This window comes from Arthrobacter sp. 01T428 (assembly GCF_056398685.1).
In genome coordinates this window covers 244,284-268,896 of sequence record NZ_JBFTPW010000002.1, presented here as the reverse complement: position 1 = coordinate 268,896, position 24,613 = coordinate 244,284, and the positions used below count along the sequence as shown (strand labels likewise).

The following is a 24,613-nucleotide window of genomic DNA, read 5'->3' as shown; positions in this document are numbered from 1 at the left end:
CATCAGCATGGTGTGTCACTCCTTGCAGATCGCAGCTTTTTTGTTGTCAACCCAGCCGATCTATGGTGGCTGGTATATATTTCTTATAGCACTGCGCAGGGGTCGGGGCAAGCCTGATTTTCGACGGATTTTGGAGGTGCCCGATGGGACAGACCGACGATCGGGGGAGGGGCGTGTATGCGATTTCCGTTGCCGCCGAGCTGGTGGGAACGGGGCAACAGAACCTGCGCCTCTATGAACGCAAAGGCTTGTTGGAACCGGGCAGGACCCTGGGCGGGACCCGTCAGTACAGCGAGAACGATCTCGTGACATTGCGGCGGATTGGTGAGCTGCTGGAGCTGGGGCTGAACCTTGCTGGCGTCCGGATGGTCCTGGTCCTCGAAGCCGACAACCGGCGCCTCGAGGCGGAACTCAGGTCCGCGAACGCTACCCGGGACACCGCCCGGCCCCGGTCTGGGTGAAGACGAGTGCGAAAGAGCCCCCATGATCGAGGGAATTCGATGAAATGGCCTGAGCCGCCGCGACCGGCCCGAGGCAAAGATGGCGGGTGGCGCGGCCGGGGTCACTTGCCGGGGGTGATTGCAAGCCCGGCGGTCAGGGCGGCCAGCCCGAGCTCGAACTGCTTCTTGCCGGCGACCTCTGGGAGCTCATCGAGGATGCCGGCGAGAAATGGAACCTCGGCTGGAGGCAGTTTGGCAACTTCCCGCCGCCAACTCGCCGCGTACGTCGCTTGTTGCTGCCGGTGTGTGCGCGGTATTTCCCAGGCCACAAAACCTGTGGCATAGGTGAGGACGGCGTAAACCGCGTGGACGCCTTGCACCGGGGGCATCCCGGCCCTGGCCAGCGGTCCGAGGAGGGCCTCGAGCCCGTGGAGGAAGCCGGGCCCGATCACCGCCCGGGAGAGGAAGATCATCGGTAGGCTCGGGTGCTCGATCAGGTTCAGGCGTAGTGCCCGTCCCCAGGCATGCAGGATCGCCCCGACGTCATCGGGGAGCGGGTGGGGGAGGTGGAGGTCTCGCAGACCCCGTTGGGCGATGGCATCGAGCAGATCTTCCTTGCCGTTCACATAGCCGTAGGTGGTCATCACTCCGCAGTTGAGGCGGCGGGCCAGCATCGGCATGGTGAGCGCCTCGAGACCTTCCTCGTCGGCCAGTGTCAGCGCGGCTTCGACCACCTGCTCCCGGGTGAGGGAGCCGCGCGGTCGCCGTTTTCGCGGGGTCTTGACAGGGTCCTGCATGGAGGTATCGTACTACTTACGGTAAGTAATACGCTCCTGGAGGTGAGAGCGGATGCCCCCGGACCAGTTTGTCGGCCTCGCGGTGAATGTCGTGGTTTACCTGGCTCTCATCGCTTTTGTCCTCTATCGGCAGATGATGGCGCAACCGCTCAGGGTTCGCCCGCTCGTGTTGCTGCCGGCGGTCCTTGGCCTCTTCGGACTCCAACAGCTGGCCCGCCAGTCGCTCGCTGCAGACCGGGGCCGGGTAGTCCTCCTTGTTGTCGGCCTCGTCATTGGATTGGGCGCCGGTCTGTGGCGGGGGACGACGTTCCGGGTTTGGCCCGATGCCGGCCGGGTGATGGTCAAGGGCACGGCAATGACCCTGGTGACCTGGGCGGTGCTCATTGTGATCCGGTTGCCATTCGCGTTCCTCGGTTACGCGGCCAACCACTCTCAGGGTTTCGTGGTGGGCGAACTGCTCCTGGCCCTGGCAGTGACGTTCGCCGCCCAGAACGCGGTGATCTGGGCCCGGGCAAAGGGGCTCAATGTTGACGAAACCATAGTCCGCCCTTCCAACCGGAAGTGGTAGGCCATGACCGTCGCAGCCCGGTGGCCGGAAATGGAAGAGGCAAGGAGGGGACATGGAGTCATCGCCCTCAGCGGCACGCGCGCTTGACTCGACGGGTGGGCCGCTGATGCCGGGCCAGAAGGCGATCTTCGCAGTCGCGTGCGTCGTGGCCGGTTTCCTGCCGGTCTCGGTCGGATACGTCCCGGATGAGGCCACCCGGCTCGTCTGCGGTCTGGCCGTCACCGGCGCTTTGCTTGCCATCGCCCTGCTGGCGAGGCGAAATGCCGCTGTGCACAGGTACTGGGAGATACCCCTGGCATTCTTCGGCATGTCCCTGTTCATCCTGGCTGACCGCTACGTTCCGGGCTTCCTTGCAAGCCAGGTTCTCCACAGCCCCCCGGTCGCCGGGAACCCGCTGGCATCGACGGTTCCCGCTACGGTGATCATCGAGCTCGACGAACTGATGCTCACCGTCGTCGCTGTCCTACTTGTGGTCTGGATCTCAAGGAGCTCGCTGGCCTCGGTCTACGTCCGCTGGGGGCGGTTCGGAAGGGCTTACGTGATCGGAATCGCCGCTCTCATCGCCTTCTACGTACTCACGTTCGGAGTGCTGTCGCACTCGCGTTTCATGCCTGTGCACGGCGCCGTCGATTTTGGCCGTTACCTCAGCCTGACGCCTGCACTCTTTGTCGCGGCGGCCGCCAACGGGTTCCTGGAAGAGCTGACGTTCCGCGGACTACTGATGTCCAGGCTGAACATCGCCTTCGGTCCCTACCTGGCGACGACTATCCAGGCGGCAGTCTTCGCGTCCTGGCACGTAGGCGTCACCTACACGGCCTCCGGCCTCGTCTTCATCGTGTTGTTCGCCTTCCCACTCGGCCTGATCGGCGGCTATCTCACCCGCAGCTCGGGCAGCATCATTCCCTCTACCCTTTTCCACGCGGGCGCGGACATACCGATCTACCTCGGTTTCCTGTCCTACGTCCCATAGCGCTCCCCGCGGGTCTCCGCTGATCCGGATCGATTCCCTGGCGTCCCATTGCGGTCCTTGGCCGCTATACCAGGGCGGCACCGGTGTCTATTGATCGAACCGGGGGTGAAGCCGGCTTCCAACGGCGCCAGGCGGCGGTCATCTCGGCTTAGCCCGGCCAACTGCCAGATGCACGCTTTCAGTTTGGTGGCTCAGGGAGCGAGAACCTGCGCGTTATGGATGCACGGGACTCACGAACTAGGGTTGCCCGCTGCGAGTGCGGGGGCTTGCAAACGTTTCGCCGTTGACAGGAACACCGACGCGGCCTGATGTCCGGCCGGGCTGAGCCTGCGGTTCGCGAGGTGGGCGAGGAGGATCCGCCGGGTCGGTGAACCGTTGAGCGGAACGGCGATGATGTCGGGGCGGAGTGCACTCAGGGCGAGCCGCGGGGCCAGGGCGATGCCGATACCGGCGGCGACCATGCCTTGGGTTTCCTGGTAGTCGTTGGCTGCGAAGGCGATGGCCGGTTCGAAGCCGGCGTCGCGGCAGACCCGCCGGAGGACGTCGGCCACGGGGTGTTCGTCGCGGACGATCCATTGCTGGTCGCTGAGCGCGTCGATCCGAACCGAGCGGAGTGCGGCGACGGGGTGGTCCCTTGGAACGAGCAGCATGGTGGGGTCCTTCATGAGCGGGACGAGGTTCAGGTCCTCGTCCTCGATGCGCTCCCACGGGTAGTCCCAGAGCAGCGTTAGTTCGATGTCCCTGCGCCGCAGCCGTTCGAGGAGGCCGTCGCGACGGGCACTAACCACCGTGACCGCAACGTCAGGGTGGCGGGCCCGGAAGGCGAGCACGACGTCGGGCATGAGGGAGGCGCCGACGGTGGGGAACGTCCCCATGTGCAGCTGGCCTCGCCTCAGCCCCGCGAACTCGCCCATCTCGGCCCGGGCGGCTTCGATTGTCCGGTCGATTTCTTCCGCGTAGCGGAGGAGCGCCTGACCGGCATCGGTGAGCACGACGCCCCGTGGATGGCGGTCGATCAGCGCGACGCCCACTTCGTGTTCAAGCTTGGCGATCTGCTGGGAGACGGCTGAGGTCGTAAAGGACAGGGCCGTCGCGGCGGACGTCAGGGAGCCGGAACGGCTCACCTCGCGGAGCAGGTGGAGTCGGTGCAGGTCAAGGTCGGCCATGCATTGAGTTTAGCAAAAGTGAATGGTGGTCGAGAATCCTGTGATTGTGCTCAACTCTCGTGGCGTGGATCGTAGAAGGAGCAGGCGCCGTGAGGTGCAACACGAACGACATGTAAAGGAAGAGGACCATGCAACTCCGCGGTCACTGGTACCGGGGCGGCACGAGCAAGTGCTGGCTTTTCGACGCCGAAGATGTAGCCCTCCACGCCGGGAGCCGCGAACAGATCCGCAGCCTCCTGGCAGATGCTTTCGGTGCAGCGGATCCCCGCCAGCTCGACGGCGTCGGCGGCGGCACCTCGACAACGTCGAAAGCGGCCGTCGTTCGGGCGACTCCCGACGGGCCGGCGGACCTGGACTACCTCTTTGCCCAAGTCGGGATCGGGAACCCGACGGTGGAACTTGGTTCCAATTGCGGCAACTGCGCCACCGCGATCGCTCTGTACGCCGTCCAGTCGGGCATCGTTACTCCCCAGTCGGGATCAACCCGGGTCAGGATGCGCAACCTCAACACCGGAGCCGTGCTGAGCGGCACCGTCGCGACCCCCGGCGGCCGCATCCCGGCGTCGGGCCTGGCCAGTGTTCCTGGCAGCAGGGCACTGGGTGTTCCCGTGAGCCTCTCGTTCCACGCCCCGTGGGGGCGGACCACGGGAGCCGTCCTTCCAACGGGGAGCGCTGCAGACCAGATCGTGGCCGCTGGGTCCACTCTTACGGCGACTCTCATTGACGCCGGGGCACCTGCGGTGCTGATTCCGGCGGACGAGGCAGGCATCGATCTGTCCGTGATGACCGGCAACCTGTCCGAGCACCTGCCCAGGCTTGTGGCAGCCCGGGCGTCGGCAGGCCTGATGATGGGGTTGAGGAAGCCTGAAGATCCTCCGCAGAATGCCGTGCCGAAAGTCGGTGTCGTCGCAGCGCCCGGTGACTACATTGCGGCCGACGGAACGAGGATCGCGGCCGATACCCATGATCTGCGGGTGCGCATGCTCTCGATGCTCGCACCCCACCCCGCCATCGGCCTGACATCCGCCGTTGCAGTCTCCCTCGCAGCCGCCCTGCCGGGATCGGTGGTGGCGAAGGTGCTGCCCCCGGCGTTCGAAACTCACCAAGGGCGCAGGCTTCTGCGCCTCGGAACACCTGCCGGTGTCATCACCACCGAGGTTGTCACGGACGACGACGGGGACGTCAGCGAAGTAGCCCTCCACAGGGCGGCCCGCCATCTCGCCGTCGCCGATATCGACGTCGCGCAGCCTGTGGCCCTGACGGCCTAGCCCCTTTATTCCGCCCCTGCCATCATTAGGTGGGGCACTCACCCAGGAAGTTGTTCAATGAAGATCAAATCCATCCTCGGACATTTGTATGTCCAGGTACTCATCGGCGTCGGGCTCGGCATCCTCGTGGGCGCGCTGTGGCCGGACCTCGGGTCCTCCCTCAAGCCGCTCGGCGACGGCTTCGTGAAGCTCGTGAAGTTCATGATCGCGCCGATCGTGTTCTGCACCATCGTCAGCGGCATCACCTCGCTGACGGACACCAAGAAGGTCGGCCCAACCCTGCTGCGGTCGCTGGGCTTGTTCTACGCGCTCACGGCGGTGGCCCTGGCCATCGGCCTGGGCGCGGTCATGCTCTTCCAGCCGGGAGCGGGCATGCACATCAACCCAGCCCACCTCGATACCTCTGTTGCCTCGAAGTACACAAGCCAGCTGCCCAGCGGCAACCCCGTGGACTTCGTCATGAGCATCATCCCCAGCAGCTTCGTCGGGGCCTTCGCCGACGGTGAGGTCCTGCCCGTGCTCGTGATCGCACTGCTTTGCGGCTTCGCCTTCAGCAGGCTCGGCGCACCCGGCCAGCTGGCCCTCAACGTTGTCAACAGCTTCAACAAGCTGCTGTTCGTCGTGTTCGGCTTCCTCATGAAGGTCGCTCCCATCGGGGCGTTCGGGGCCATGGCGTTCACGGTCGGCAAGTACGGAGCCCATTCCATCGGCAACCTCGGGATGCTGATCCTCGCCTTCTACGCCGCGTGCATCGTCTTCGTGGTCGTCGTCCTCGGAATCCTGGCGAAGCTCACCGGTTTCAGTCTCTGGCGGATTCTGCGCTACTTCCGCGACGAGTTCCTGATCGTCCTCGCCACGTCCTCGAGCGAACCCGTCCTTCCGCGCCTGCTCTCCAAGCTCGAGCGCCTCGGCTGCGACCGCGGTGTGGTCGGGCTCGTCGTCCCGACAGGCTACTCCTTCAACCTCACCGGCACGGCGGTCTATCTCACGCTCTCCTCGATGTTCATCGCCCAGGCCTGCGACATCCACCTGGGCTGGGACCAGATCCTCCTCATGCTCGGAATGATGCTCCTGACCTCCAAGGGTGCCGCGGGCGTGACAGGCAGCGGCTTCGTCGCCCTCGTCGCCACTCTGACGGTCATGCCCACGCTGCCCGTTGCCGGCGTGGCACTCATCGTCGGCATCGACCGCTTCATGAGCGAAGCCCGCGCCCTCACCAGCACGGTCGCCAACATCGTCTCCTGCGTCGCCATCGCCAAGTGGCAGCACGCACTCGACACCGACAAACTCCGTGCCGAGCTCCAGGCAGGCTTCGTGCAGACCGAGGCGGAAAAGCTCCAGCTCAGCGAACCCGTGCTGGCACACTGAGGGTACGCCCAGCCAGGCGGGATCCAAACCTGATCACACCCGCGAGGCCCACCAGCCTTTAGCTGGCATGGATTCGTCGACGAGCCGCCAATGCTATGCACACATCAAGGACCCGTCGGAGCTCCAAAAACCAAGAATCGCGGGTCCTCCACCAAGCCGCACCGGGCACCGGCCCTGTAATCCATCGCAACAGGTAACCCGACAGTCGGGCGCAGGACCGGTTCCGGTGCCAACGTGGCGGGGAGAAGAACCACTGCTCCCCGCCACGTCCCCTCCCGCGACACGACCGGCGTTTCCGCGAGAAGAACAGCAGGGCGGAGAAGGCAATTAGCGGCCGACATGCACCAGGATTGGTCTCGGCGTGGCCGTGCCCAGGCGGGACCAGCTTTCTGAGTAATCGCTTGTGACCTTCCGGAAGCATCGATTTCTCAAGGAAACGGGGGTTCCGCATCCGCTGCTAATCCAGTGGTTTTGAGACCTACAATTTAAGAACCGGCCCCGAAGCAATCATTGAATCCATAGAAACCAAAACGGAAATAATTTGAGTATCTAAACAACAAAGTTTCCGTCGGCGTACAGTTCCGCGGCTTTGACGCGCAAGAGGCGGATCGGAGCTGCGCACGACATTTTGGAAAGACCAGGGTGAGAAGTGAGTGATCGAAGTCGGGCTATCGGGTTCTTGATCCATGACAGCGTGACAATGATCGATGTTGCCGGGCCTGCTGATGTGTTTCATCATGCGAATGCTTTTGGGGCCCGCTACGACACTGTCTTGGTTTCCAGCGATGGCCGTGCCAAGCGTGCTTCCAACGGACACTATTTGACCGCTGAGGCCGCAGCCGGAGAGACGGGCGTCTTGGACACCGTGATCGTTCCGGGTGCCTACGGGATGGTGTCCAAGCCTTTCGAGGAGGGACTCGTCGAGGCGGTTTCCCATCTAACGAATGACGCCGGGCGGATCGCTTCCGTCTGTACCGGTGCGTTTCTCCTGGCACACGGGGGCTTGCTGAACTACCGGAACGCGACCACTCATTGGACCCAGGTCGAACGGTTCAGGAGGTCATATCCGCTGGTGCATGTCGTGCCTGATGCGTTGTTCGTGCAGGACGGTTCGATCATCACCTCGGCGGGCATCAGTTCCGGGGTGGATCTGGCGTTGTTCATGGTCGAGGAGGACTACGGACCTGACGTTGCCCGGGCCGTGGTCCGTCAAATGGTCATTTTCAATCAACGGCCGGGAGGGCAATCCCAGCACTCTGTCGCCGTCCGGGTGGGCGTTCCGCGGGACCACGTCCTCAGAAAGCTGTTGGACCGCATTACGGCCGATCCCGGCGCGGATTACTCGATTGACGCCATGGCTGCCATGACGAATCTCAGCGCCAGTAGCCTTGCGCGGCTCTTTCAAGAGGGAACCAACACCAGCCCTGGTCGATACGTCGAAACGGTTCGGATCGAAGCGGCCCAGGCAATGCTCCAGAGGGGAACCACCGTCGCCGCTGCGGCAGCCGCAAGCGGATTTGGAAGTGCTGAGACGATGAGGCGGGTCTTCACGCAGAAGATCGGAATGAGTCCCTCGCTCTATCTGGAACGCCTCCTGTGCCGGCCCTGACGGTTCCCTGGACCTCGCTGCCTGCCTCCGACACACCCTGACGGTATCTGTGGGGTGATTGACGGCATTCGCGGGTCCGCCGACGCCGCCCGTGGTCAAAGCTTGGTATATCCGGGCAATCCGGAGCACCTACAAAGAGGAGAACGCAATGCCGTTCGTAAATGTCAAGCTCGTCGACGGCGTCTTCACGGAAGATGAAAAGCACCGGATGGCCGCAGCGCTCACGGACGTCATGGTGAAGTTCGAAGGATCTGAAGCTTTCCGCGAGGTGGTCTGGGTCCTCATTGAGGAACTGCACACAGACGGTTGGCACATCGGTGGTCTGCCTTTCAGGGGACCGGCCAGCCTGATGGACGGCCTTGCCCGCTCCAAGAGCCTTTACGAGTCCATCGACGGTCACCCGGTTACTCGACCGGAACTGGCACAGAAAGCACCTGTGCAGGAAAAGTGAGTGAGTCGTTGGAGCACAGCATGAAGACGGTACTTATCGTCGGCCACCCGGACCTCCGCAGTTCTCGCATCAACGCCGCATTACTCGAGGAGTCAAAGTCCATTCAGGATGTTCACATCCGCGTCCTTTCCGAGCTGTATGGGACGGGCTCCATTGATATCCAAGCCGAACAGGACGCGATCGCGGGGGCTGCCCACATCGTGCTGCAATACCCCACCTATTGGTACGCCATGCCGTCGATTCTCAAACGCTGGCTGGACGAGGTCCTGACCCGCGGTTGGGCCTACGGGACCGGCACTCCAGGAGCCCTGGCCGGTAAGACGCTCCGCGTTGTCACCACGACCGGCGGCGCCTTCGACGGGTACGGTCCCAACGGCCTCCACGGCTGGGAGTACGAAGCAATGCTTGTCCCGCTAAAAGCCACAGCACGGCGACTCGGGATGGACTGGCAGGAACCGCTGGTCATCCACGGAGTCCGGGACTTGGACGACGCCGGCATTCAGCGCCTTCGAAGTAGCTTTCATCAGCTGCTCATGGAAGCGGGCGAGGAGCACCAGTCTTTGGAAACTACACTGCTTCGAACCGGCTAATTCCTAGGATGCGGGTGGGACGGGCAAATTGCTGTTGGCAATGTTCGTCCGAGGGTTCATGATTGTGACGCTTCGGATTGTGAAGGAGTACAAGGCCCCTTGGGCCCGCTGCAATGTGGTTCCGCAACCGTGGAAGCGCGCCGCGCGCGGCGGTCTCCAGTTGAACCTAATGTAGCTGTGCGGCAGGCTGGCGCGGGCCTCGACTCCCGCCAAACGGCGGGCTATTCCTCTTCAGACCCGGGAGTCCTACACTGTGCGAGAGGACCATCCGGGAGACCCGATGAAAAAGAGGAAGATACTGACAGTGGTGTTGGCCTCGCTCCTGGCCGTGGCCGGCGCCCTCGATGCCCCCGCGGCGCATTCGGCGGAACCGTCGGTGAAAGTCCTGGACACCACCGCCACCATCACCGACCCGGGCTGGTTCGTCAGTGCCTACAACGCGGGCTTCCGGCTGTACGTGATGCATTCAACCGCGTGGGGGACCTGCACTCCATGGGACCGGACACAAACGCAGCTCAAGATGGCGCTGGACGCCGGACTCAGGATTGCCGTCTACACCCGCAACCCGGAATGCTGGGAGGGCGGCATAGAGGCCACCGGTCCGTACCGCGAGCAGCTGGAGTTCTTTGCACTGGACGTCGAGCTAGGCGAACCGCCCATTACCAGGAACATGGTTGACGGTGTCCGGGACATGGGCGTGCGGCCCATTGTCTACGGCATTCACACGCACTGGCCCTTGATAATGGGCGACAGCAGCGAGTTCTCGGATCTTCCGCTGTGGGACGGGGATTTCCATGACTTCGACTACGCGCATTGGACTCCGGACCTTCTTTCGCCCGCGCCCGTTTCATACGGCGGCTGGAACGTGCCGGGGAACATGCGTGTCGGTGTCCAGCAAAAACTCGGCCAGGACATCGGCGGAATCCAGGTCGACCTCAACTCCTTCAACCCGGACTTCTTGCGCTAGCAGTCTTCGGGCGCGCCGCCCGGCAGAGGATCGGCGGGCCTATTGGATCAATAAGGGGAAGAGCTGGAGTCGCTTGAGTAGCTATCGGAGCGGGAAGCGGTCCGTGACTGGGCTAGCCGTTTAACCCTGTGAGTTTCACCCGCCGCACCCGGGTAATGACGGTTGGGCAGGGCAGGGACCTGAGTACGGTGTGGGCAGTCGATCCCATGAGGAGGCGTTTGAAGCTGCCCCTTCCACGGCTTCCCAGCACCAGCAGTGTGGCATTGGCGGCGGCGTCCAGGAGTGCTTCCGCCGGTTCGTTGTTGGACACCAGAGCCTGATGGACAACCATGTCGGGATAGTTTTCGGCCAGACCCGCGACGGTCTCGGCGAGGACAATTCGTTCTTCTTCCAAGACAGTCTCGGCAACGTCGCTCGCCGGCATCACGCGTTGAATGAGCGGCGGCGCGAGGACGGCGTGGACCACTGTCAGCTCCTGGCTGTCCTTGTCCGCTTCTTCGGCCGCGAAGGAAACCGCTTGGGTAGACTCTTCGGAACCGTCAGCGCCGACCACGATGCCGCGGCGCCCCGTCATGTCCTGCTCCCCGACTACTGCCACAGGGCACACGGCGACGGCGGCGATCTGCAGCGCCCTGTCAGCGACGGGTCCTCCAGGCCAGTTGTGCCCGGTTCCGATGACAACCATCGAGGCCCCTTTCGAGTGCTTCCTGAGCGCCTGCCCGGGGCTACCGGAGAAAAGCACGGTCTTTATCTGGACCGATGGCTCCAATTCGCCTGCATATGCCGCGGTTTTGCTCAGCAGCTCGTTTGCTGCGGTTCTGACCACCTCGTTCGTACTAACTGATTCGTCGAGCCATCGACTGTCGACCGAGTGAACGAGCAGCACCGGCAGTTTCCGTCGAGCCGCCCGGTCCATTGCCCAAGCCAGCGCGGCCCGGCTCGCCTGGGTGTCAACGACGCCGACAACGATTGGTTTTTTCATGACTTAGTCCGCCTCCATGAAATGTGGCTCCCACTGTCCGGGTGCTGTGCGCACCATTTTCTGCTCGTTTGGCCCGGCCCGGCAGTGCCGGAAGTCCCGCAAGAGAAGCTTCTTGCGGGCACCGTGCCAGCGATCGAACGCACCCGCGGATCCTGGCCTGTGTCCGTTGCCCGATGCGGGGCTTTGTGCCCTGTTCTGACGGGCCTGCCGGTTCTAGCATGCCGGTGTCGAATAAGTCTGCATGGAAGGGTTTGAATGATGTCCAGCTATCAGCCCCAGAATTTTCCTCCGGGTGGAGTCCCGCTTGGACTGCCCTACTATGGAGCCCCGCCGATCGAGGCCGTTAAACGATTCTGGAAAAAGTACGCAATCTTCCACGGCCGCGCGAGCCGCAGTGAGTATTGGTGGTGGTTCCTCGCTTCAGCCGTCGTCTCAGGGGTCATCAATGCGGCCGGGGCCACAGGGAACGGCAACACGAGCACCTCGACGGCACTTGGCGGACTGTGGTTCCTGGCGACGATTGTGCCTTCGCTCGCCTTGGCCGCGCGGCGCCTGCACGACGCGAATCTCAGTGCGCTCTTCTTGTTGCTCGCACTGGTCCCAGTGCTCGGTTGGATCGCACTGCTCGTGTTTGTGCTCCTGCCGGCCAATCCCAGTGGTCAGCGCTTCGACCGAATGGTGCAGGCCTCTCCGCCGCCGTATCCGCCGAACCCGCCGCAGCCGTACCCGCCCCAGGCTTGAGACTCAGGCAATGTCCGGGGAGCCTAGGCCCTGACCCGCGTGTGTTCCCACTCATCGAGGAGCCCGGGCAGCCGGGTCATGAGGAAACGGTAGAAGGCGCCCATCTCGTCCACCCGGGCCTTCGCCGCTGACCCCTCCGGGAGGCTTGAAGCAGTGGAGTCGGCGAGGTCAGCAAGGCGCTTGTACACGGGGTTCTGCCGAAGGGAAGCGACGTACCACGCGTTGTCGGGGAGGGCGTAGCGGTCACGGCGGCTGCCGGGTTGAGAGACCCGATGCACGAATCCGACGGTCTGCAGGTACCGCACGGAGCCGGAGACGGCGGCGGCGCTCGCGCCCAGTATCTCGGAGAGTTCGGCCGCAGTCAGCGAGCCGTCGTCAGAGACCACAAGGGCCATGAGGGCGCGGGCCGGCATCTTGGGGAAGCCCGCGGCCGTGAGTACGGCCGCGGACGTCTCGGCGGAGTCGGGCATACGCTTGCTGCCGGGATCTGTCACGCCGTGCCTACCTCCCGGCGGCGCACGGCCACGAGCGAGAATGCCGTGAGGACCGCGGCAATGCCGAGCATCCAGAACCCGCCGCTCCAGTCGGTCCCGCTGCTGGTGGTGACGGGGCTGTGGGTAAACGGTGAGAGGTCGCGGACCTTCTGGTCAAGGCCGAGCATGCCGCCGTAGATCCCGAGGACGACGCCGACGCCCAGAAGCGCCCACCCGGCAGGGACCGTGGCACGGGGCCAGACAACAAACACTGCGGCGGGCAGCGCAAGGTAGATGAGTGCTGCGGGAAGCTGGTCGACGGCGGTTTGCCAGACCTCGCCGACTGCACTCGAGGTGTCCCCGGAGGCTACCAGGGAGACCCAGGCCCCGAGGGCGGTGAACCCCATGACAAGCACGACCGAGACGGCGCCGAGTCCGACGAAGCTGCCCAGCCAGCGCATCCGGCCCACGGCCTCGGACACCACGGGCTCGGCGGTTCCGGCCACCTCCTCCTGTCGGAGGCGAAGAACGGCCTGCAGACCGCACACCGCGGCAAGTATTCCGGCTACCTCGAACAGCGCCGCGACGAGGAGCTGGGTCATTGACGTGCCCTGTGCTTCGATCATGCCGCGGAGGACGGCCGTGATTTGGGGGTTGGAGGTGATGGAGGACTGGATTGCGGAACCAAGCGAGCCCGTGACCAGGCCCATCGCTAGGCCGCCTATGCACCAGCCGATGATTGCTCCCTGCTGCAGGCGTAGGGCGAGCGAGAAACTTCCGCGCAGCCAGGGCCGGGCGTCGGCTCGTCCGGATCGCCCTGCGAGCACGCTCGCGCCGACGTCACGGCGCGCCATGACGGCAACGACGACGGCGGTGCACGCCGCCCAGAGTGCGAGGGGAAGGAGCAATGGCCACCATCGGTTGCCTGTGTAGGCGAAGGTTTGTTGGCCCCAGCCAATGGGGGAGATCCAGCTCGGCCATGCGGCCGTCATGGTCGTCCCGTCGGGGCTGACCTGTCCGGTGGCGTCGCCGAACCCGCGCAGCAGGTACGCGAGCATCACGATGGCCGACGAGATGCCGTTGGCCCCCCGCGATGTGCTGAAGAACTCGGAGGCCAGCAGGCCCACGCCGAGGAAGGCGAAGCCCACGGCGCCCGTCGCGAAACCGGCCAAAAGCGAGCCGGCCGGGTCAAGCCCTCCGGCCGTGAAGCCGAGTGCCGTAGCGACGGCCATGAGCACGTTGGCCACCGCGCCGTGAAGGACAGTGGCTCCGAGCGGGGCCCACCGTCCGGCGGCCGTCGCGGACACGAGCTCGGCCCGCCCTGATTCCTCTTCTGCCCGGGTGTGCCGGACGGCCATGAATGTATTCATGAGTCCGGCAAGGACGCCCAGGAACGCGAAGATTTCGAAGAACGTGAACGAATCGAGCGCCGGACCGCGGGGGAGGCCGCGCAGCACAAGGATCGCGGGAGCCGCGGTCGCGAGCTGAAGCACCTGCGCGCGCGTCGCGTCGTCGCCGAAGGTCTTCGCTATGGCCGCGACGGCGAATAGTGCGAGCATTCCGATCGAGAGGACCCAGACAATCACCTGCCAGCGGTCCCTGCGCAAGCGGTGCCGGTAAAGGATCCACAATGCGCCCATCTCAGGCTCCCGCCGCGGCGCGGTGGCGCCTATGGTGGCTGCCGCCGTCGTCCGCTGCCTGCAGGGCAGGCGGGGCGACCGTGTCGCCGTAGTGGCGCAGGAAGAGTTCTTCGAGCGACGGCGGAGCGATGAGCAGGCCTTTGACCCCGAGGCTGCCCAGAAGCGGCAGGACCTCGTGGACGCGATCGGAATCGGCGCCGAACTTGACGCGCCCGTCGGCCACGGTGAGATCGTGGACCTGCGACAGCGTGTCCAGTGCGTGGGTGTCAACACTGTCCTGCGCGAACGAGATTTCCGTGCGCGTGAGGTGGCGCAGTGCGTCGAGTGTGCCCCCGTCGACGATCCGGCCGGCGCGGATGATGCTTACGCGGTTGGCGAGCTGCTCGACTTCGGAGAGGATGTGGCTTGAGAGCAGGACTGTGGCGCCGTTCTCGTGCACGATCCGCCGGATCTCGCGCGTGAAGACTGCCTCCATGAGCGGGTCAAGACCGCTCGTCGGCTCGTCGAGGAGATACAACTCGGCGTCCATGACGAGGGCCGAGATGAGCGCGACCTTCTGGCGGTTTCCCTTCGAGTAGGCGCGGCCCTTCTTGCCCGGGTCGAAGTCGAAGAGTTCGCAGAGGTGATGCTTGCGCTCTTTGAAGGCAGCATGGTCCACGCCGCCCCCGCGGAGGCGGGAGAGGAGGTCGATGGCCTCGCCGCCAGAGAGGTTGGGCCAGAGGCTCACGTCTCCCGGGATGCTCGCGACGCGCCGGTGAAGTTCGACGGCGTCTGCCCAGGGATGCATGCCCAGGACGCTCGCGCTGCCCGACGACGGCCGGGCCAGACCGAGAAGGATACGTAGCGTGGTGGTCTTCCCCGCGCCGTTCGGCCCGAGGAAGCCGTGGATCTCGCCCTTGTGGACCTCGAGGTCGAGGCCGTCGAGCGCTTTGACGCGCCCGAAGTTCTTGTGCAAATCGACAGTCTGGATCACGGTGTCCATGACACAAAGGTACGCAGTTTTCACAAAGTTTTGAATAGCCTAAAGGCCCTTGTATTCCGGTGCAGTTCGCGCGTTGGCCTAGCGGTGCTTGTAGTAGTCCCGCCAGATCAGGCGGTGCACGGGGATGCGGCGAGGCAATGACCTGAGCCCGGGGATGAAGGGCACCAGGGTGAGGAGGAGTGTCAAGATCACCATGGAAAACACGACGAGGACATCTGCGTCTGGCGATGATTTCAAGGGTTCCACTTGGTAGAGGGCCGAGAAGAGCCACAGCCACGACTGGCCGGGGTAGTTGCCGGTTTCATTCATCATTCCCCACTGGTCGCCTGTCAGATGCTGGGCGTCGGCGAGGCCAGGGAAGTAGGTGCCGTCGCCGAGGAACAAGATGCTGGCTTTGTAATCGGTGTTGTAGAACGAACCCTTTGCGCCCAGGACCGGATCAAGGGTCCCTTGCTGCGCCATGGCCAGAAGGGCTCCGGTGAGGGCGGGTACCGGGCCGTAGTCGCCGGGCGGAACCTTCGCCGGGTCGTTGTCCGGGGCTTTGCTGAGTGCATCCCCGTACGCGGTGGTCCAGGCAGCGTGTTGGGCGTCGCTTGCCTTGGTCCATTCGTCGATGGCCGCCGGAGGGTTCGGTAGGGTTTGGAGCGGGCCGATGATGAAGTCGTTGGCGGTGTCGATCGGAAGCCGTACGCCGGAAAGGCTCTGCAGGTCGATCGGTCCGAGTTTTTGGGTGGCATCGGGCGTCGAGTTGTAGGGCGGCCCATATCCCGCGGTGCCGCTGGTGCCCCCGAGTTCCGTGGTGGCTGTCGCCACGAAGTCCGCAGGGTCGGCCATGGCCCAGGACTTCAGGGTAACCGTTGGTTCGTCCGGCGAGCTGAAAACCGCTGAGAGTCCCAGGACAAGCAAGCCAACAACCACCAGCCCAACAACAAGTTCCTTGAACAGGTCATATTCGCGCGTCGTGCCGGGCCATGGCCTGCTGGCGATGTCGTTTCGCGTGCGCCACGAGGTTGACGCTGGGGATTTGGTCACTTTTTGTCCTCGCTGTCAGTTGCCGGGTTTGGCGCTGGTGAGCGTAGCTGGGCGTCAGATTCGGCAGCCTCCAACGGGGGCACCACGCCGTGCATCCGCACGAGAACAACATGGAGGGCGACAACGACGGCCACGGCCAGTGGGAGGAGCGTGATGTGCCACATGAGTATCTGGCCCAGATCGGCGACGTTGAACCATGCGCCCACACCGACGGCGTTAAGGGCGTCTTTGGCTTGGAAGGCGATCCACTGCGAGTCGAAATTGCTTTGAAGCAGGTAACCGGTAAAGGCGGTCACGATCGAGACGACGAACGCGACCATCCCGGTGATCCAGGTCAGCACGCGCCCGCCCCGCCAGGCGGCCATCCAGAATTTGCCCCAGAGGTGGATCACCATGAACATGAAGAACAGTTCAACGCTCCACAGATGGGTGCTGTTAATGAAACGCCCTAAGGCCGAGGCATGGAACCACGTGGGCCCATTCAGGGCCAGCACAGCGCCCGAAGCGAGGATGTAGACGAACGCGGCAACGGCGCCCATGCCGAAGACGTAAATCCAGGACGACACGAAACTCGGCTGGCCTTCAGGAAGCAGCTTGTCCGGCGGTAGCCGGCGCAACGCCCAGCCCCGGGCCTTTCCTGTCCAAGTGGAGAATCGTGGTTCGCCGTCGTCGGTAGTCGAAACCGGGCCGTGGTCGGCAGTCATTTCCGTTTCCTACCGTGTGGAAACGGAATCACCAAGGCGAGAATGAATAGCACGACCATCGTGGCAATGACCACCAGATTGCCGAATTGGATCAGGAAGTCACCCCACTGGAAATAGATTCCGGTATCCGGCATTCCGGCATCCGCCTGGTGTATTCCGAGCATCCTTATTCCGAGCATCACGGCCTCTTTCGATGAAAGACGAACCTTCTATGGGAAGCCTTCCTATGCATGACGCTACAAGCTTGCCGGCCAACAGACACGGGTCCAAGGGCCCTATTGGATAGCGCCGGCCGCATGCATGCTGGAAGGGCTTGGATTGCCGACCATCGAAAGGACCCGCCATGTCACCGGATACCGCAAACCCCGTGGAAGTCCTGAACGAGGAAGAATGCTGGAATATCCTTTTGGGTGCGACGTTGGGGCGGTTGGCATTGAGCATCGCCAACGAACCTGAGATCTATCCGATCAATTTCGTTGCCCACGACGGGAAGATCCTCCTCCGGACAAATCCAGGGGAGAAGCTATTCGCGCTCACGATCAATGACAAAGTTGCGTTGGAAACTGACGGGGTCGGTAGCCAATCCGTCTGGAGCGTCGTAGTTAAAGGCAAGGCGCGGCAACTTGAATCCGGTGCCGAGATTGAAGCCGCCGAAAGGATTCCCCGCCAACAATTGACCTCCACAAAGAAGCGGGTGTTCGTTGAAATCGTCCCGACGTCCATCACCGGGAGACGGATTCACCGGGGCCCGGAAAACGACGAGCTGGCCCCTGGCGACTTGTACTGAACAACATCTGCTTCACCGGGATGAATCTGATTCACCGGGGCCTTGGCTTGGCCGGCGCGCCAACAGGACCGGACATGCGGCGTGATGAAGGACAGCATGGGCAGTTGAACCGATAGTGCCCCGAACCAGTCCGCGTCCTTTCGTCCCGACGACGATGATGGACGCATCTTGAGCCTCCGCCAAAATGGACCCAGGGATGGACGTTCCAACCGGCGATCTTTTTTGGACGTCGAGGTCCGGAATTGTTTGGTGGGCGCTCTGCGCCGCAGAGTCAAGAAGCGCCTGGATTCGTGGTTCCACATGGTCTTGGGCCGACGTCGCCGCGTCAGGGATAGGGCGTGGAATCCGGTGCTTCTTCCGGACGTGCACCAATCGAAGGGGAGTCCCGGACAAGGCCGCCAGGTCGCAGGCATGCCGAAGCGGCAGCTCCCAATCGTCGAAGTCGACGCCGACCACAACCGGACCGCCCAGGTGTTCTCCGCCGCGGATGACAGCGACGGGGCAATCGGCTGTTGCCGCGAGTTCCAAGCTGACGGAGCCGATCAGCAGTCCCATGAAGCCCCCCGCGCCCCTGGTTCCAATGACGAGCAAGGCGGCGCCGGAAGAGAGTGTCCTGAGGTGTTCGGCTGGCCACCCATAGAACAGCGTCGTCTTGACGGCCAATCCGGGAACCGCATCGAGGACCTGTGCCACGCCCTCGGCCAGAATGTCCTCGGCCGCGCGTCGCAACCCGCTGCCTTCGATGCCAGGCACGGGACCCAGATCATGGGTGATTGCCGGCCACAGGGTGCTGTGGACCACGTGCAGTCCGCAGTTCCGCTGGGCCGCCTGGCGGGCAGCCCAGCGGACAGCCGGGACAGCCCCGGCGGACCCGTCGTAGCCAACGATGATTTCTTCCGCGGCGTCCATGGTCTCCTTACCCGCGAGGGTGATTGAATGGGGAGCGGCTCCAGTCTTACTCCAGAAGCTCACTCCAGATGCACGTGGCGTCCGGTGACACTCTCGGCGTGGATCCGGATAAAGAGATTCCGTTCTCCACCGGCCCAAGGCTCCGCCATGACCTTTCCCCACAGCCTGGTCAGCAGGTCCTGATCCTCAACGCGGGAGGAAGCCCCACTGACGAGCACAGACCAACCTTCGCTGCGATCGGCACGTGAATCGTCGATCTGAAAGGACGACTCGAGCGACGGGACTGCCTCGGCGATGGATCCATCCCCGGCAGTGCGGAAGTAGATGGACTGGCCGTCCACCAAGTAGTTCACGGGGAGGATCATCACCCGGCCTTGCTGGAGAAAACCGAAGCGGCCAGTGGTATTTGAACGCAAAAGATCCCAGCACCGTTCCTGGCTAAGTTCTTCCGCGACGTGCAGTCCGCCGTCAACGCGGCCTGCGTCCATGCTGGGGAGTGACATGCCTGCTCCTATGTGTCTAGCTCGTCTTTCGGGCACCTGATCGCGGGTGTGAACACCTACAACTCCCAGCAGCCTATTGGGGGCCATTCTCCTGCTGTAGGGCCGAAAGGCCCGGCGGTGTGACTAAATGCCCTGTGGAACGGACCGGAAACGGGCGACACTGGACCCAGGTACGCAATCCAGTTCAAAAGGGAAATTGGCCATGATGTGGGGATGGGGTGGAAGCATCGGCATCGGCGGCTGGATCGCCATGGGGCTGATGATGTTGCTGTTCTGGGGTGGCATTGCCACCTTGGTTGTCCTCCTGCTGCGGGGGAACCACACGGGCGGACGGGGTTTCCAGGGGCCAGCCGTTGATGATTCCGAACGTATCCTCAATGAGCGCTTCGCCCGGGGCGAGATTGACGAAACGGAGCTCACGGCGCGCCGGGCTGCTCTACGGCGCCGGCAATGAGCAGGGCTTCCGCGGCGCGGGCTAGTTCCGCGCGTTTCGCCGGCTCTGGAACAGGTGAAGGGCTTCGATAGCCAGGATTCCGCCGAGCGCGCTTCCAAGTGCCGTCATTAAAAGATCGTTCCGTGGCCATTCCAAGCCGAAGAAGTCTTGGAGGAGGGGCGTTCCCACCACGAAGACCAAGCCCAGGTACATCGTTCCGACGATGGTTGCGCGTCGCAGGTTGAGCGGGCGCGAAATGGCTGCCAGTATCCATAGACCCGTGAGTGATAGCGCGAGAACGGAAGCTGTGCGGGTGGCACTGACCGTGTGCGCACCGACAACCGTTGCGTAGACGTTGACGGCAAGGACGGCGGCAGCGACGACGAACCCGGAAGGCACGGCGAAGGAGAGGGAGCGTTTGAGGAATCCCGGGGTGTAGCGGCGGTTGTTGGGCATGAGCGCAAGGAAGAACGCCGGAATTCCGATGGTGAGGCCGTCTGTGGCGGAGAGTTGGCGCGGCAGGAACGGGAAGTCCCACAGAAGTGCTCCGAAGGTGGCGGAGAGGACGATGGCGTAGGCGGTCTTGCTAAGGAACAGGACCGAAACCCGTTCAATATTCGCGATGACCCGTCTGCCTTCCGCAACCACGCCGGGAAGCCTGTCGAAGCGTCCGTCCAGGAGGACAAGGCGGGACACGGCCTTGGTGGCGGCCGCGGCGGAGTCCATGGCGATACCTATGTCCGCTTCCTTGAGTGCCAGCGCGTCGTTGACCCCGTCCCCGGTCATCGCGACAGTATGGCCTCCCCGCTGCAGTGCAAGGACCATGTCCTTCTTTTGTTCCGGGGAGACACGCCCGAATACCACGTTGTTTTCCAGAGCTTCCAGCAGCAGGTCCGGATCGACCGGCAATTCCCGTGCGTCGTACCCGTATTCCGCGTCCAGCCCGACCTCGCGGGCGACGGCGGCAACGGTGCGGGGATCGTCGCCGGAGAAAATCCTCACCTTCACGTCCTGCTCGCGGAAGTAGTCAAGGATCTTTGCAGCATCCGGGCGCACGCTCTCCCGGAAGGTCAGCAGGCATACCGGGGCACAATCGGCCGGGGGTTGATCCTCCGCTGCGGCCCGTGCCGGCAACGGGCCGGGCAAGTAGGTCAGGGCCATGGTGCGCAGGCCGGTTGAGGCCAAGCGGCCTGCTGCCCCAACAATGCGAGCTGTGCCTGGGGTGTCTTCGCGAAGGACAATCTCCGGAGCGCCCAGCACCCAGGTGCCGCCGACGAATTGGTCTGAGCCGAAGCTGACGGCGCTCCATTTCCGTGCAGAAGAAAACGGCACCGTCGAGCTCGGGCGAAGGCTGGTGCCCGAGGGGAAGGCATCGGCAAGGCACCGGGCGGTGGCATTGGCCTGCGGGTCGGTCCCGAACCAGCCCAGAACCTCCCTCCACCCGGGTTGCGGCGACGGACCGGCCTCGTGGACGCCGTCGAACACGAGCTTGCCTTCGGTGAGGGTGCCGGTCTTGTCCAGGCAAAACACGTCCACACGAGCGAGGCCTTCAACGGCCGCCAACTCCTGGATCAGGACTTCCTGACGGGCCAGCCGCAGCCCGCCGACAGCGAAAGCGACGCTGGAGAGGAGCACCAGGCCCGGCGGGATCATGGCTATGACGCTGGCGACCGCCCCCACGGAAGCGGTCCTCCAGCTTCCGGTTGTGATGGCTTGCTCCCAACCACCGCTCGCCTGCATTTGCCCGTTGATGACAAGAATCATGACGGGCGGCAACAGCCAGGTGATCCAACGGAGGATCCTGTTGAGGCTATTGCGGATCTCGGAGTTGACCATAGAGAAGCGTTTGGCCTCGGCGGTCAGTTTGCTGGCGAAGGAGTCGGCGCCGACCCGGACAACCCGGGCCCTGCCGTTCCCGGCGACGACGCTGGAGCCGGAGAGCACTTCGGATCCCGGTCCCTTGCTCACGGGATGTGATTCGCCGGTGAGGAGCGATTCGTCAAGTTCCAGGCCTTCGCCGTCGATGATGGAAGCATCCGCGGGCACCTGGTCGCCGACTCGCAGCACGAGCACGTCGTCGCGGACGACGTCTTGCAGGTCAACATCCTGCGCCGTGCCGTCGCGAACCACCCGGGCGGGGGAGGCGTCGAGAATCGCGAGTCGATCCAGTGACTTTTTGGCCCGGTATTCCTGAACGACACCAATGAGGATATTGCCCGCGGCTGCCAGCCCAAAGAGCGCATCCTTCCGCTGGCCCAGAAGAAGCAGCAGGCCGAAGCTGCAGCCCACGATCACGTTGAACAGCGTCAGGAGGTTTGCCCGGAAGATCTACCCGAGCGTTCTGCTTGGAGCCTCCGAAACGGTGTTGACGAGTCCTGCTTCCGTCCGGGCCAGGACCTCGGCGCTGGACAACCCGGATCCAGCGGGGGAGCGGCCCACCTCGGCACCGGGATGGTTCAGGGCTGGTTGTTGGGTCACAGTTTTCCGCACTTCTCCTCGACGGCACCTTCCTTTTCCTCCCGCTAGGGAAGGTGCGGCGTCCAGGACCAGTTCCGTATTTCCGGGAGGTCTTCGAAGTGTTCCCGGATGTATCGCGCATGTGCATCCAGCTGCCTGCGGCAGAAGTCGACCAGTTCGTCCGCGCCTCCGACCTGCCGGTGAATGCGACGCAACGCTTCCAGGACCAGGTGGTAGCGGCTCATCTTGTTCAGGACCACCATGTCGAAGGGGGTGGTTGTGGTTCCTTGTTCGTTGTAGCCGCGGACATGGAACCGTTCCGGGCGGGGTCTTCCATGCAGGAGTTGGTGCAGGGCCCGGGCGTAGCCGTGCCAGGCCATGATGACTTCTCGGTCTGCCGTGAACAGCTCTTCGAACTTCTCACTGGAGAGTCCATGGGGGTGGGCGTCGCGGGGCGGGAGGACCATGGCATCCATGACGTTAACAACGCGGACCACGAGTCCGGGCAGATGTTCTTGCAGCAACCAGGCTGCGGCCAGCGTCTCCTGGGTGGGGATGTCCCCTGCACAGGCCAGGACGACGTCGGGCACAGCCCGGGCGCCGTCGGGCACAGCCCGGGCGGCGTCGGGCTCGCCGCCGAAGGACTGCTCGTTCCCGGCCCAAGACCAGATGGACGCTCCTGCCTCGGCGTGGCGCCTCGCCTCCTCCAGGGTGAGGTACTGCGGGTGCGGTTGTTTGTCTACGACCACCAGATTGACGTAGTCCTTGCTGCGAAGGATGTGGTCGGCAGTGACGAGGAGGGTATTTGCGTCCGGTGGCAGGTAGACGCGGGTGACGGTGCCCGACAGGGACAGCACCGTATCGATCAGTCCGGGCCCTTGGTGGCTGAATCCGTTGTGGTCGTTGCGCCAGCAGGTGGAGGTCAGGAGAATGTTCAGGCTCGGCACGGGGGCTCGCCATTCAAGTTCCCTCGCATGCTGGAGCCATTTGGCGTGTTGGACGGTCATCGACGCGCTGACCATCGCGAAGGCCTCATAGCTGGCGAACAGTCCATGGCGGCCCGTGAGGAGGTATCCCTCCAGCCAACCCTGGCACAGGTGTTCGGACAGGACTTCCATGACCCTGCCTCCCGGCGAGACGTGGTCTTCCGTCGCGGCATGATCGCCGGCCCTGGCCGGTTGCAGAAGGCAACGGTCAGTGGCCTCGAAGACAGCCCCGAGCCGGTTGCTGTTGGTTTCGTCCGGGCAGAAGAGCCGGAACCGCGGATCCGGGGCCGTAGCGATGTAGACATCCCGGAGCAGTTCCCCGAGCGGCCGGGTGGTTTCGTGGACGACCGACCCCCGCGGGGCCGCCGGTACCGCGTACTGTTCCAGCCCGGGGATCTCAAGGACAGTCCCTGTCCCGCCCCGGCCCGCGCGGGCTGCGCCCATGCGAAGACTGCCCTCCGGAGCAAGCGCGGCCAGTTCGGAGACGAGCCGGCCCGCGTCGTCGAAGAGAGTTTCCGGCTGGTAGGAGCGCATCCAGGCCTCAAGCTGCGACAGGTGTTCGGGATTCTCGCGAACGTTTGCCAAGGGCACTTGGTGGGAGCGAAAGGTTCCTTCGACGGGAAGCCCGTCCACCATGGCTGGCCCGGTCCACCCTTTTGGCGTCCGCAGGATGATGGCAGGCCATCGCGCGGGGCCGTGCACGCCCTGGCTACGCGCTGTGGATTGCAGTTCGCGGATGCGCCCATAAGACTCGTCCACCGCGGAGGCCAATGCGCGGTGGACAAGCACCGGGCCCTCGCCGGAGACGGTCACCGGATCCCAGCCATGGGCACTGAGCAGCGCTTCGACGTCCTCGTCGGATTTGCGGCCCAGGACGGTCGGTCCGGAGATCTTGTATCCGTTCAGATGGAGTATCGGTAGCACGGCGCCGTCGCGGGCGGGATTGAGGAAGGATGGCGCCTTCCATGAAGCCTCCAACGGGCCGGTCTCGGCTTCGCCATCGCCGATGACGCAAGCGACAATCAGTCCGGGGTTGTCCATGGCCGCGCCCGTGGCGTGCATCAAGGAGTAGCCAAGCTCGCCCCCTTCGTGGATGGATCCGGGAGTGGCCGGACCGACATGGCTCGCGATCCCGCCCGGCGTCGAAAATTGCCGGACAAGGCGCCGGAGTCCCTGGAGGTCCATCCCCACTTTGGGATAGATCTCCGAGTAGGTGCCCTCAAGATAGACGTTGGCGACGACGGCGGGACCGCCGTGGCCTGGACCAGCGACGAACAAGACTTCCGCTGAGGTTCGCCTGATCAGGCGGTTCAAATGGGCATAGATCAACGACAGCCCGGGGCTGGTTCCCCAGTGGCCAAGGAGCCGGGGCTTGATGTGGCGCGGGAGCAAGGGCTCTCTCAGTAGAGGGTTTTCCTGAAGGTAGATCTGGGCCACCGTGAGGTAATTGGCCGCGGACCAGTACCGGTTCAACAGCTCGAAGTCTTCGGCCGACGCGCCGGTGACGGGGGTTCCGGTTTCCATGGGCTTGCCTCTTCCGGGTTCGACGGCGTGGAATGCACGCGTTTCTGGCGTCTGGACTGTTCTGGTCTTCACGGTGTCAGATGCACCACCGGGGCGGTTAGGGCCATAGGGCCCTAGGCCGCGCCGCTGCGAGGCTGCTATCACACCTCGACGTAGCCATTTCCAACCGCTCGACACAGCCCAACCCACGGCACTCGTCCTCCCTCCCCAAGCCGTACCCTTATCCCAAGGGCGACTCCCTCAGGCAACGCATTCGAACGGATACG

The 24,613-nt window shown here is 63.9% G+C and carries 25 protein-coding genes; 12 read left to right on the top strand and 13 right to left on the bottom strand.

Annotation, left to right across the window (positions count from 1 at the left end):
* The first annotated feature begins 143 nt into the window (after positions 1–143).
* The gene (locus tag AC1DJB_RS05330) at positions 144–461 is read left to right on the top strand and encodes a MerR family transcriptional regulator (RefSeq protein ID WP_059389020.1); all 318 of its coding nucleotides are present in this window, start codon (positions 144–146) and stop codon (positions 459–461) included.
* Between the two features lie 101 nt (positions 462–562).
* Here AC1DJB_RS05330 and AC1DJB_RS05325 read toward each other — a convergent pair whose 3' ends face one another.
* Positions 563–1,237, bottom strand: a complete 675-nt coding sequence (locus AC1DJB_RS05325) for a TetR/AcrR family transcriptional regulator (RefSeq protein ID WP_441438027.1) — start codon at positions 1,235–1,237, stop codon at positions 563–565.
* 52 nt (positions 1,238–1,289) lie between these two features.
* Here AC1DJB_RS05325 and AC1DJB_RS05320 point away from each other — a divergent pair, with 52 nt between their 5' ends.
* Complete coding sequence (locus AC1DJB_RS05320; RefSeq protein ID WP_306960200.1) at positions 1,290–1,805, top strand: hypothetical protein; 516 nt, start codon at positions 1,290–1,292, stop codon at positions 1,803–1,805.
* A gap of 52 nt (positions 1,806–1,857) precedes the next feature.
* Positions 1,858–2,775, top strand: coding sequence for a CPBP family intramembrane glutamic endopeptidase (locus tag AC1DJB_RS05315; RefSeq protein ID WP_059389017.1), 918 nt, complete (start codon positions 1,858–1,860; stop codon positions 2,773–2,775).
* A gap of 230 nt (positions 2,776–3,005) precedes the next feature.
* Here the strand turns inward: AC1DJB_RS05315 and AC1DJB_RS05310 are convergent, their stop codons facing one another.
* Positions 3,006–3,941, bottom strand: coding sequence for a LysR family transcriptional regulator (locus AC1DJB_RS05310; protein WP_307053383.1), 936 nt, complete (start codon positions 3,939–3,941; stop codon positions 3,006–3,008).
* Between the two features lie 128 nt (positions 3,942–4,069).
* Here AC1DJB_RS05310 and AC1DJB_RS05305 point away from each other — a divergent pair, with 128 nt between their 5' ends.
* The 6 genes from AC1DJB_RS05305 (at position 4,070) to AC1DJB_RS05280 (ending at position 10,194) form a co-directional block, all read left to right on the top strand.
* The gene (locus AC1DJB_RS05305) at positions 4,070–5,209 is read left to right on the top strand and encodes a PrpF domain-containing protein (protein ID WP_306960195.1); all 1,140 of its coding nucleotides are present in this window, start codon (positions 4,070–4,072) and stop codon (positions 5,207–5,209) included.
* Between the two features lie 57 nt (positions 5,210–5,266).
* Positions 5,267–6,577, top strand: a complete 1,311-nt coding sequence (gene dctA / locus AC1DJB_RS05300; RefSeq protein WP_284989235.1) for a C4-dicarboxylate transporter DctA — start codon at positions 5,267–5,269, stop codon at positions 6,575–6,577.
* Between the two features lie 649 nt (positions 6,578–7,226).
* Positions 7,227–8,186, top strand: a complete 960-nt coding sequence (locus tag AC1DJB_RS05295) for a GlxA family transcriptional regulator (protein WP_476910011.1) — start codon at positions 7,227–7,229, stop codon at positions 8,184–8,186.
* Between the two features lie 148 nt (positions 8,187–8,334).
* Complete coding sequence (locus AC1DJB_RS05290) at positions 8,335–8,637, top strand: tautomerase family protein (protein ID WP_284989233.1); 303 nt, start codon at positions 8,335–8,337, stop codon at positions 8,635–8,637.
* Positions 8,638–8,657: 20 nt separating this feature from the next.
* Positions 8,658–9,227, top strand: a complete 570-nt coding sequence (locus AC1DJB_RS05285) for an NAD(P)H-dependent oxidoreductase (RefSeq protein ID WP_476910010.1) — start codon at positions 8,658–8,660, stop codon at positions 9,225–9,227.
* A gap of 280 nt (positions 9,228–9,507) precedes the next feature.
* The gene (locus tag AC1DJB_RS05280; RefSeq protein WP_441437560.1) at positions 9,508–10,194 is read left to right on the top strand and encodes a glycoside hydrolase family 25 domain-containing protein; all 687 of its coding nucleotides are present in this window, start codon (positions 9,508–9,510) and stop codon (positions 10,192–10,194) included.
* A gap of 112 nt (positions 10,195–10,306) precedes the next feature.
* On the opposite strand, the gene AC1DJB_RS05275 is transcribed toward AC1DJB_RS05280, so the two are convergent.
* The gene (locus AC1DJB_RS05275; RefSeq protein ID WP_441437559.1) at positions 10,307–11,176 is read right to left on the bottom strand and encodes a universal stress protein; all 870 of its coding nucleotides are present in this window, start codon (positions 11,174–11,176) and stop codon (positions 10,307–10,309) included.
* 258 nt (positions 11,177–11,434) lie between these two features.
* Between AC1DJB_RS05275 and AC1DJB_RS05270 the strand changes: the two genes are divergently transcribed.
* A complete protein-coding gene (locus AC1DJB_RS05270) occupies positions 11,435–11,917 on the top strand; it encodes a DUF805 domain-containing protein (protein WP_084784516.1) in 483 nt (160 codons plus the stop codon).
* A 23-nt stretch (positions 11,918–11,940) separates the two neighbouring features.
* Here AC1DJB_RS05270 and AC1DJB_RS05265 read toward each other — a convergent pair whose 3' ends face one another.
* From AC1DJB_RS05265 to AC1DJB_RS05245, 5 genes are all read right to left on the bottom strand, one after another.
* Entirely contained in the window at positions 11,941–12,411 is a 471-nt protein-coding gene (locus AC1DJB_RS05265; protein ID WP_284989229.1) for a GbsR/MarR family transcriptional regulator, read from the bottom strand.
* On the bottom strand, positions 12,408–14,030 hold the full coding sequence (locus AC1DJB_RS05260; protein WP_441437558.1) for an ABC transporter permease: 1,623 nt from the start codon (positions 14,028–14,030) through the stop codon (positions 12,408–12,410). The genes AC1DJB_RS05265 and AC1DJB_RS05260 overlap by 4 nt, the downstream gene beginning before the upstream one ends.
* Before the next feature lies 1 nt (position 14,031).
* Positions 14,032–15,012 (bottom strand): ABC transporter ATP-binding protein, encoded by a 981-nt coding sequence (locus tag AC1DJB_RS05255; protein WP_284989227.1) that lies wholly within the window; start codon positions 15,010–15,012, stop codon positions 14,032–14,034.
* Between the two features lie 78 nt (positions 15,013–15,090).
* Positions 15,091–16,044 (bottom strand): hypothetical protein, encoded by a 954-nt coding sequence (locus AC1DJB_RS05250; RefSeq protein WP_307053700.1) that lies wholly within the window; start codon positions 16,042–16,044, stop codon positions 15,091–15,093.
* Complete coding sequence (locus AC1DJB_RS05245; RefSeq protein WP_307053701.1) at positions 16,041–16,748, bottom strand: cytochrome b N-terminal domain-containing protein; 708 nt, start codon at positions 16,746–16,748, stop codon at positions 16,041–16,043. The genes AC1DJB_RS05250 and AC1DJB_RS05245 overlap by 4 nt, the downstream gene beginning before the upstream one ends.
* Before the next feature lie 343 nt (positions 16,749–17,091).
* Here AC1DJB_RS05245 and AC1DJB_RS05240 point away from each other — a divergent pair, with 343 nt between their 5' ends.
* Complete coding sequence (locus AC1DJB_RS05240; RefSeq protein ID WP_306960174.1) at positions 17,092–17,535, top strand: pyridoxamine 5'-phosphate oxidase family protein; 444 nt, start codon at positions 17,092–17,094, stop codon at positions 17,533–17,535.
* Between the two features lie 12 nt (positions 17,536–17,547).
* Here AC1DJB_RS05240 and AC1DJB_RS05235 read toward each other — a convergent pair whose 3' ends face one another.
* Positions 17,548–18,444 carry a universal stress protein gene (locus AC1DJB_RS05235; protein ID WP_441437556.1) on the bottom strand — a complete coding sequence of 299 codons (897 nt, stop codon included), beginning with the start codon at positions 18,442–18,444 and terminating at the stop codon, positions 17,548–17,550.
* Between the two features lie 59 nt (positions 18,445–18,503).
* A complete protein-coding gene (locus AC1DJB_RS05230) occupies positions 18,504–18,947 on the bottom strand; it encodes a pyridoxamine 5'-phosphate oxidase family protein (protein ID WP_441437555.1) in 444 nt (147 codons plus the stop codon).
* A 202-nt stretch (positions 18,948–19,149) separates the two neighbouring features.
* On the opposite strand from AC1DJB_RS05230, the gene AC1DJB_RS05225 reads away from it, so the two are divergent.
* Positions 19,150–19,401 carry an SHOCT domain-containing protein gene (locus AC1DJB_RS05225; protein ID WP_441437554.1) on the top strand — a complete coding sequence of 84 codons (252 nt, stop codon included), beginning with the start codon at positions 19,150–19,152 and terminating at the stop codon, positions 19,399–19,401.
* Positions 19,402–19,422: 21 nt separating this feature from the next.
* Here the strand turns inward: AC1DJB_RS05225 and AC1DJB_RS05220 are convergent, their stop codons facing one another.
* The 3 genes from AC1DJB_RS05220 to AC1DJB_RS05210 are packed head-to-tail and all read right to left on the bottom strand — an operon-like array spanning position 19,423 to position 24,347.
* Positions 19,423–21,675, bottom strand: coding sequence for an HAD-IC family P-type ATPase (locus AC1DJB_RS05220; RefSeq protein ID WP_476910009.1), 2,253 nt, complete (start codon positions 21,673–21,675; stop codon positions 19,423–19,425).
* 33 nt (positions 21,676–21,708) lie between these two features.
* Entirely contained in the window at positions 21,709–21,858 is a 150-nt protein-coding gene (locus AC1DJB_RS05215; RefSeq protein ID WP_476910008.1) for a hypothetical protein, read from the bottom strand.
* Between the two features lie 44 nt (positions 21,859–21,902).
* A complete protein-coding gene (locus tag AC1DJB_RS05210) occupies positions 21,903–24,347 on the bottom strand; it encodes a phosphoketolase family protein (RefSeq protein ID WP_476910007.1) in 2,445 nt (814 codons plus the stop codon).
* Positions 24,348–24,613: the final 266 nt, after the last annotated feature.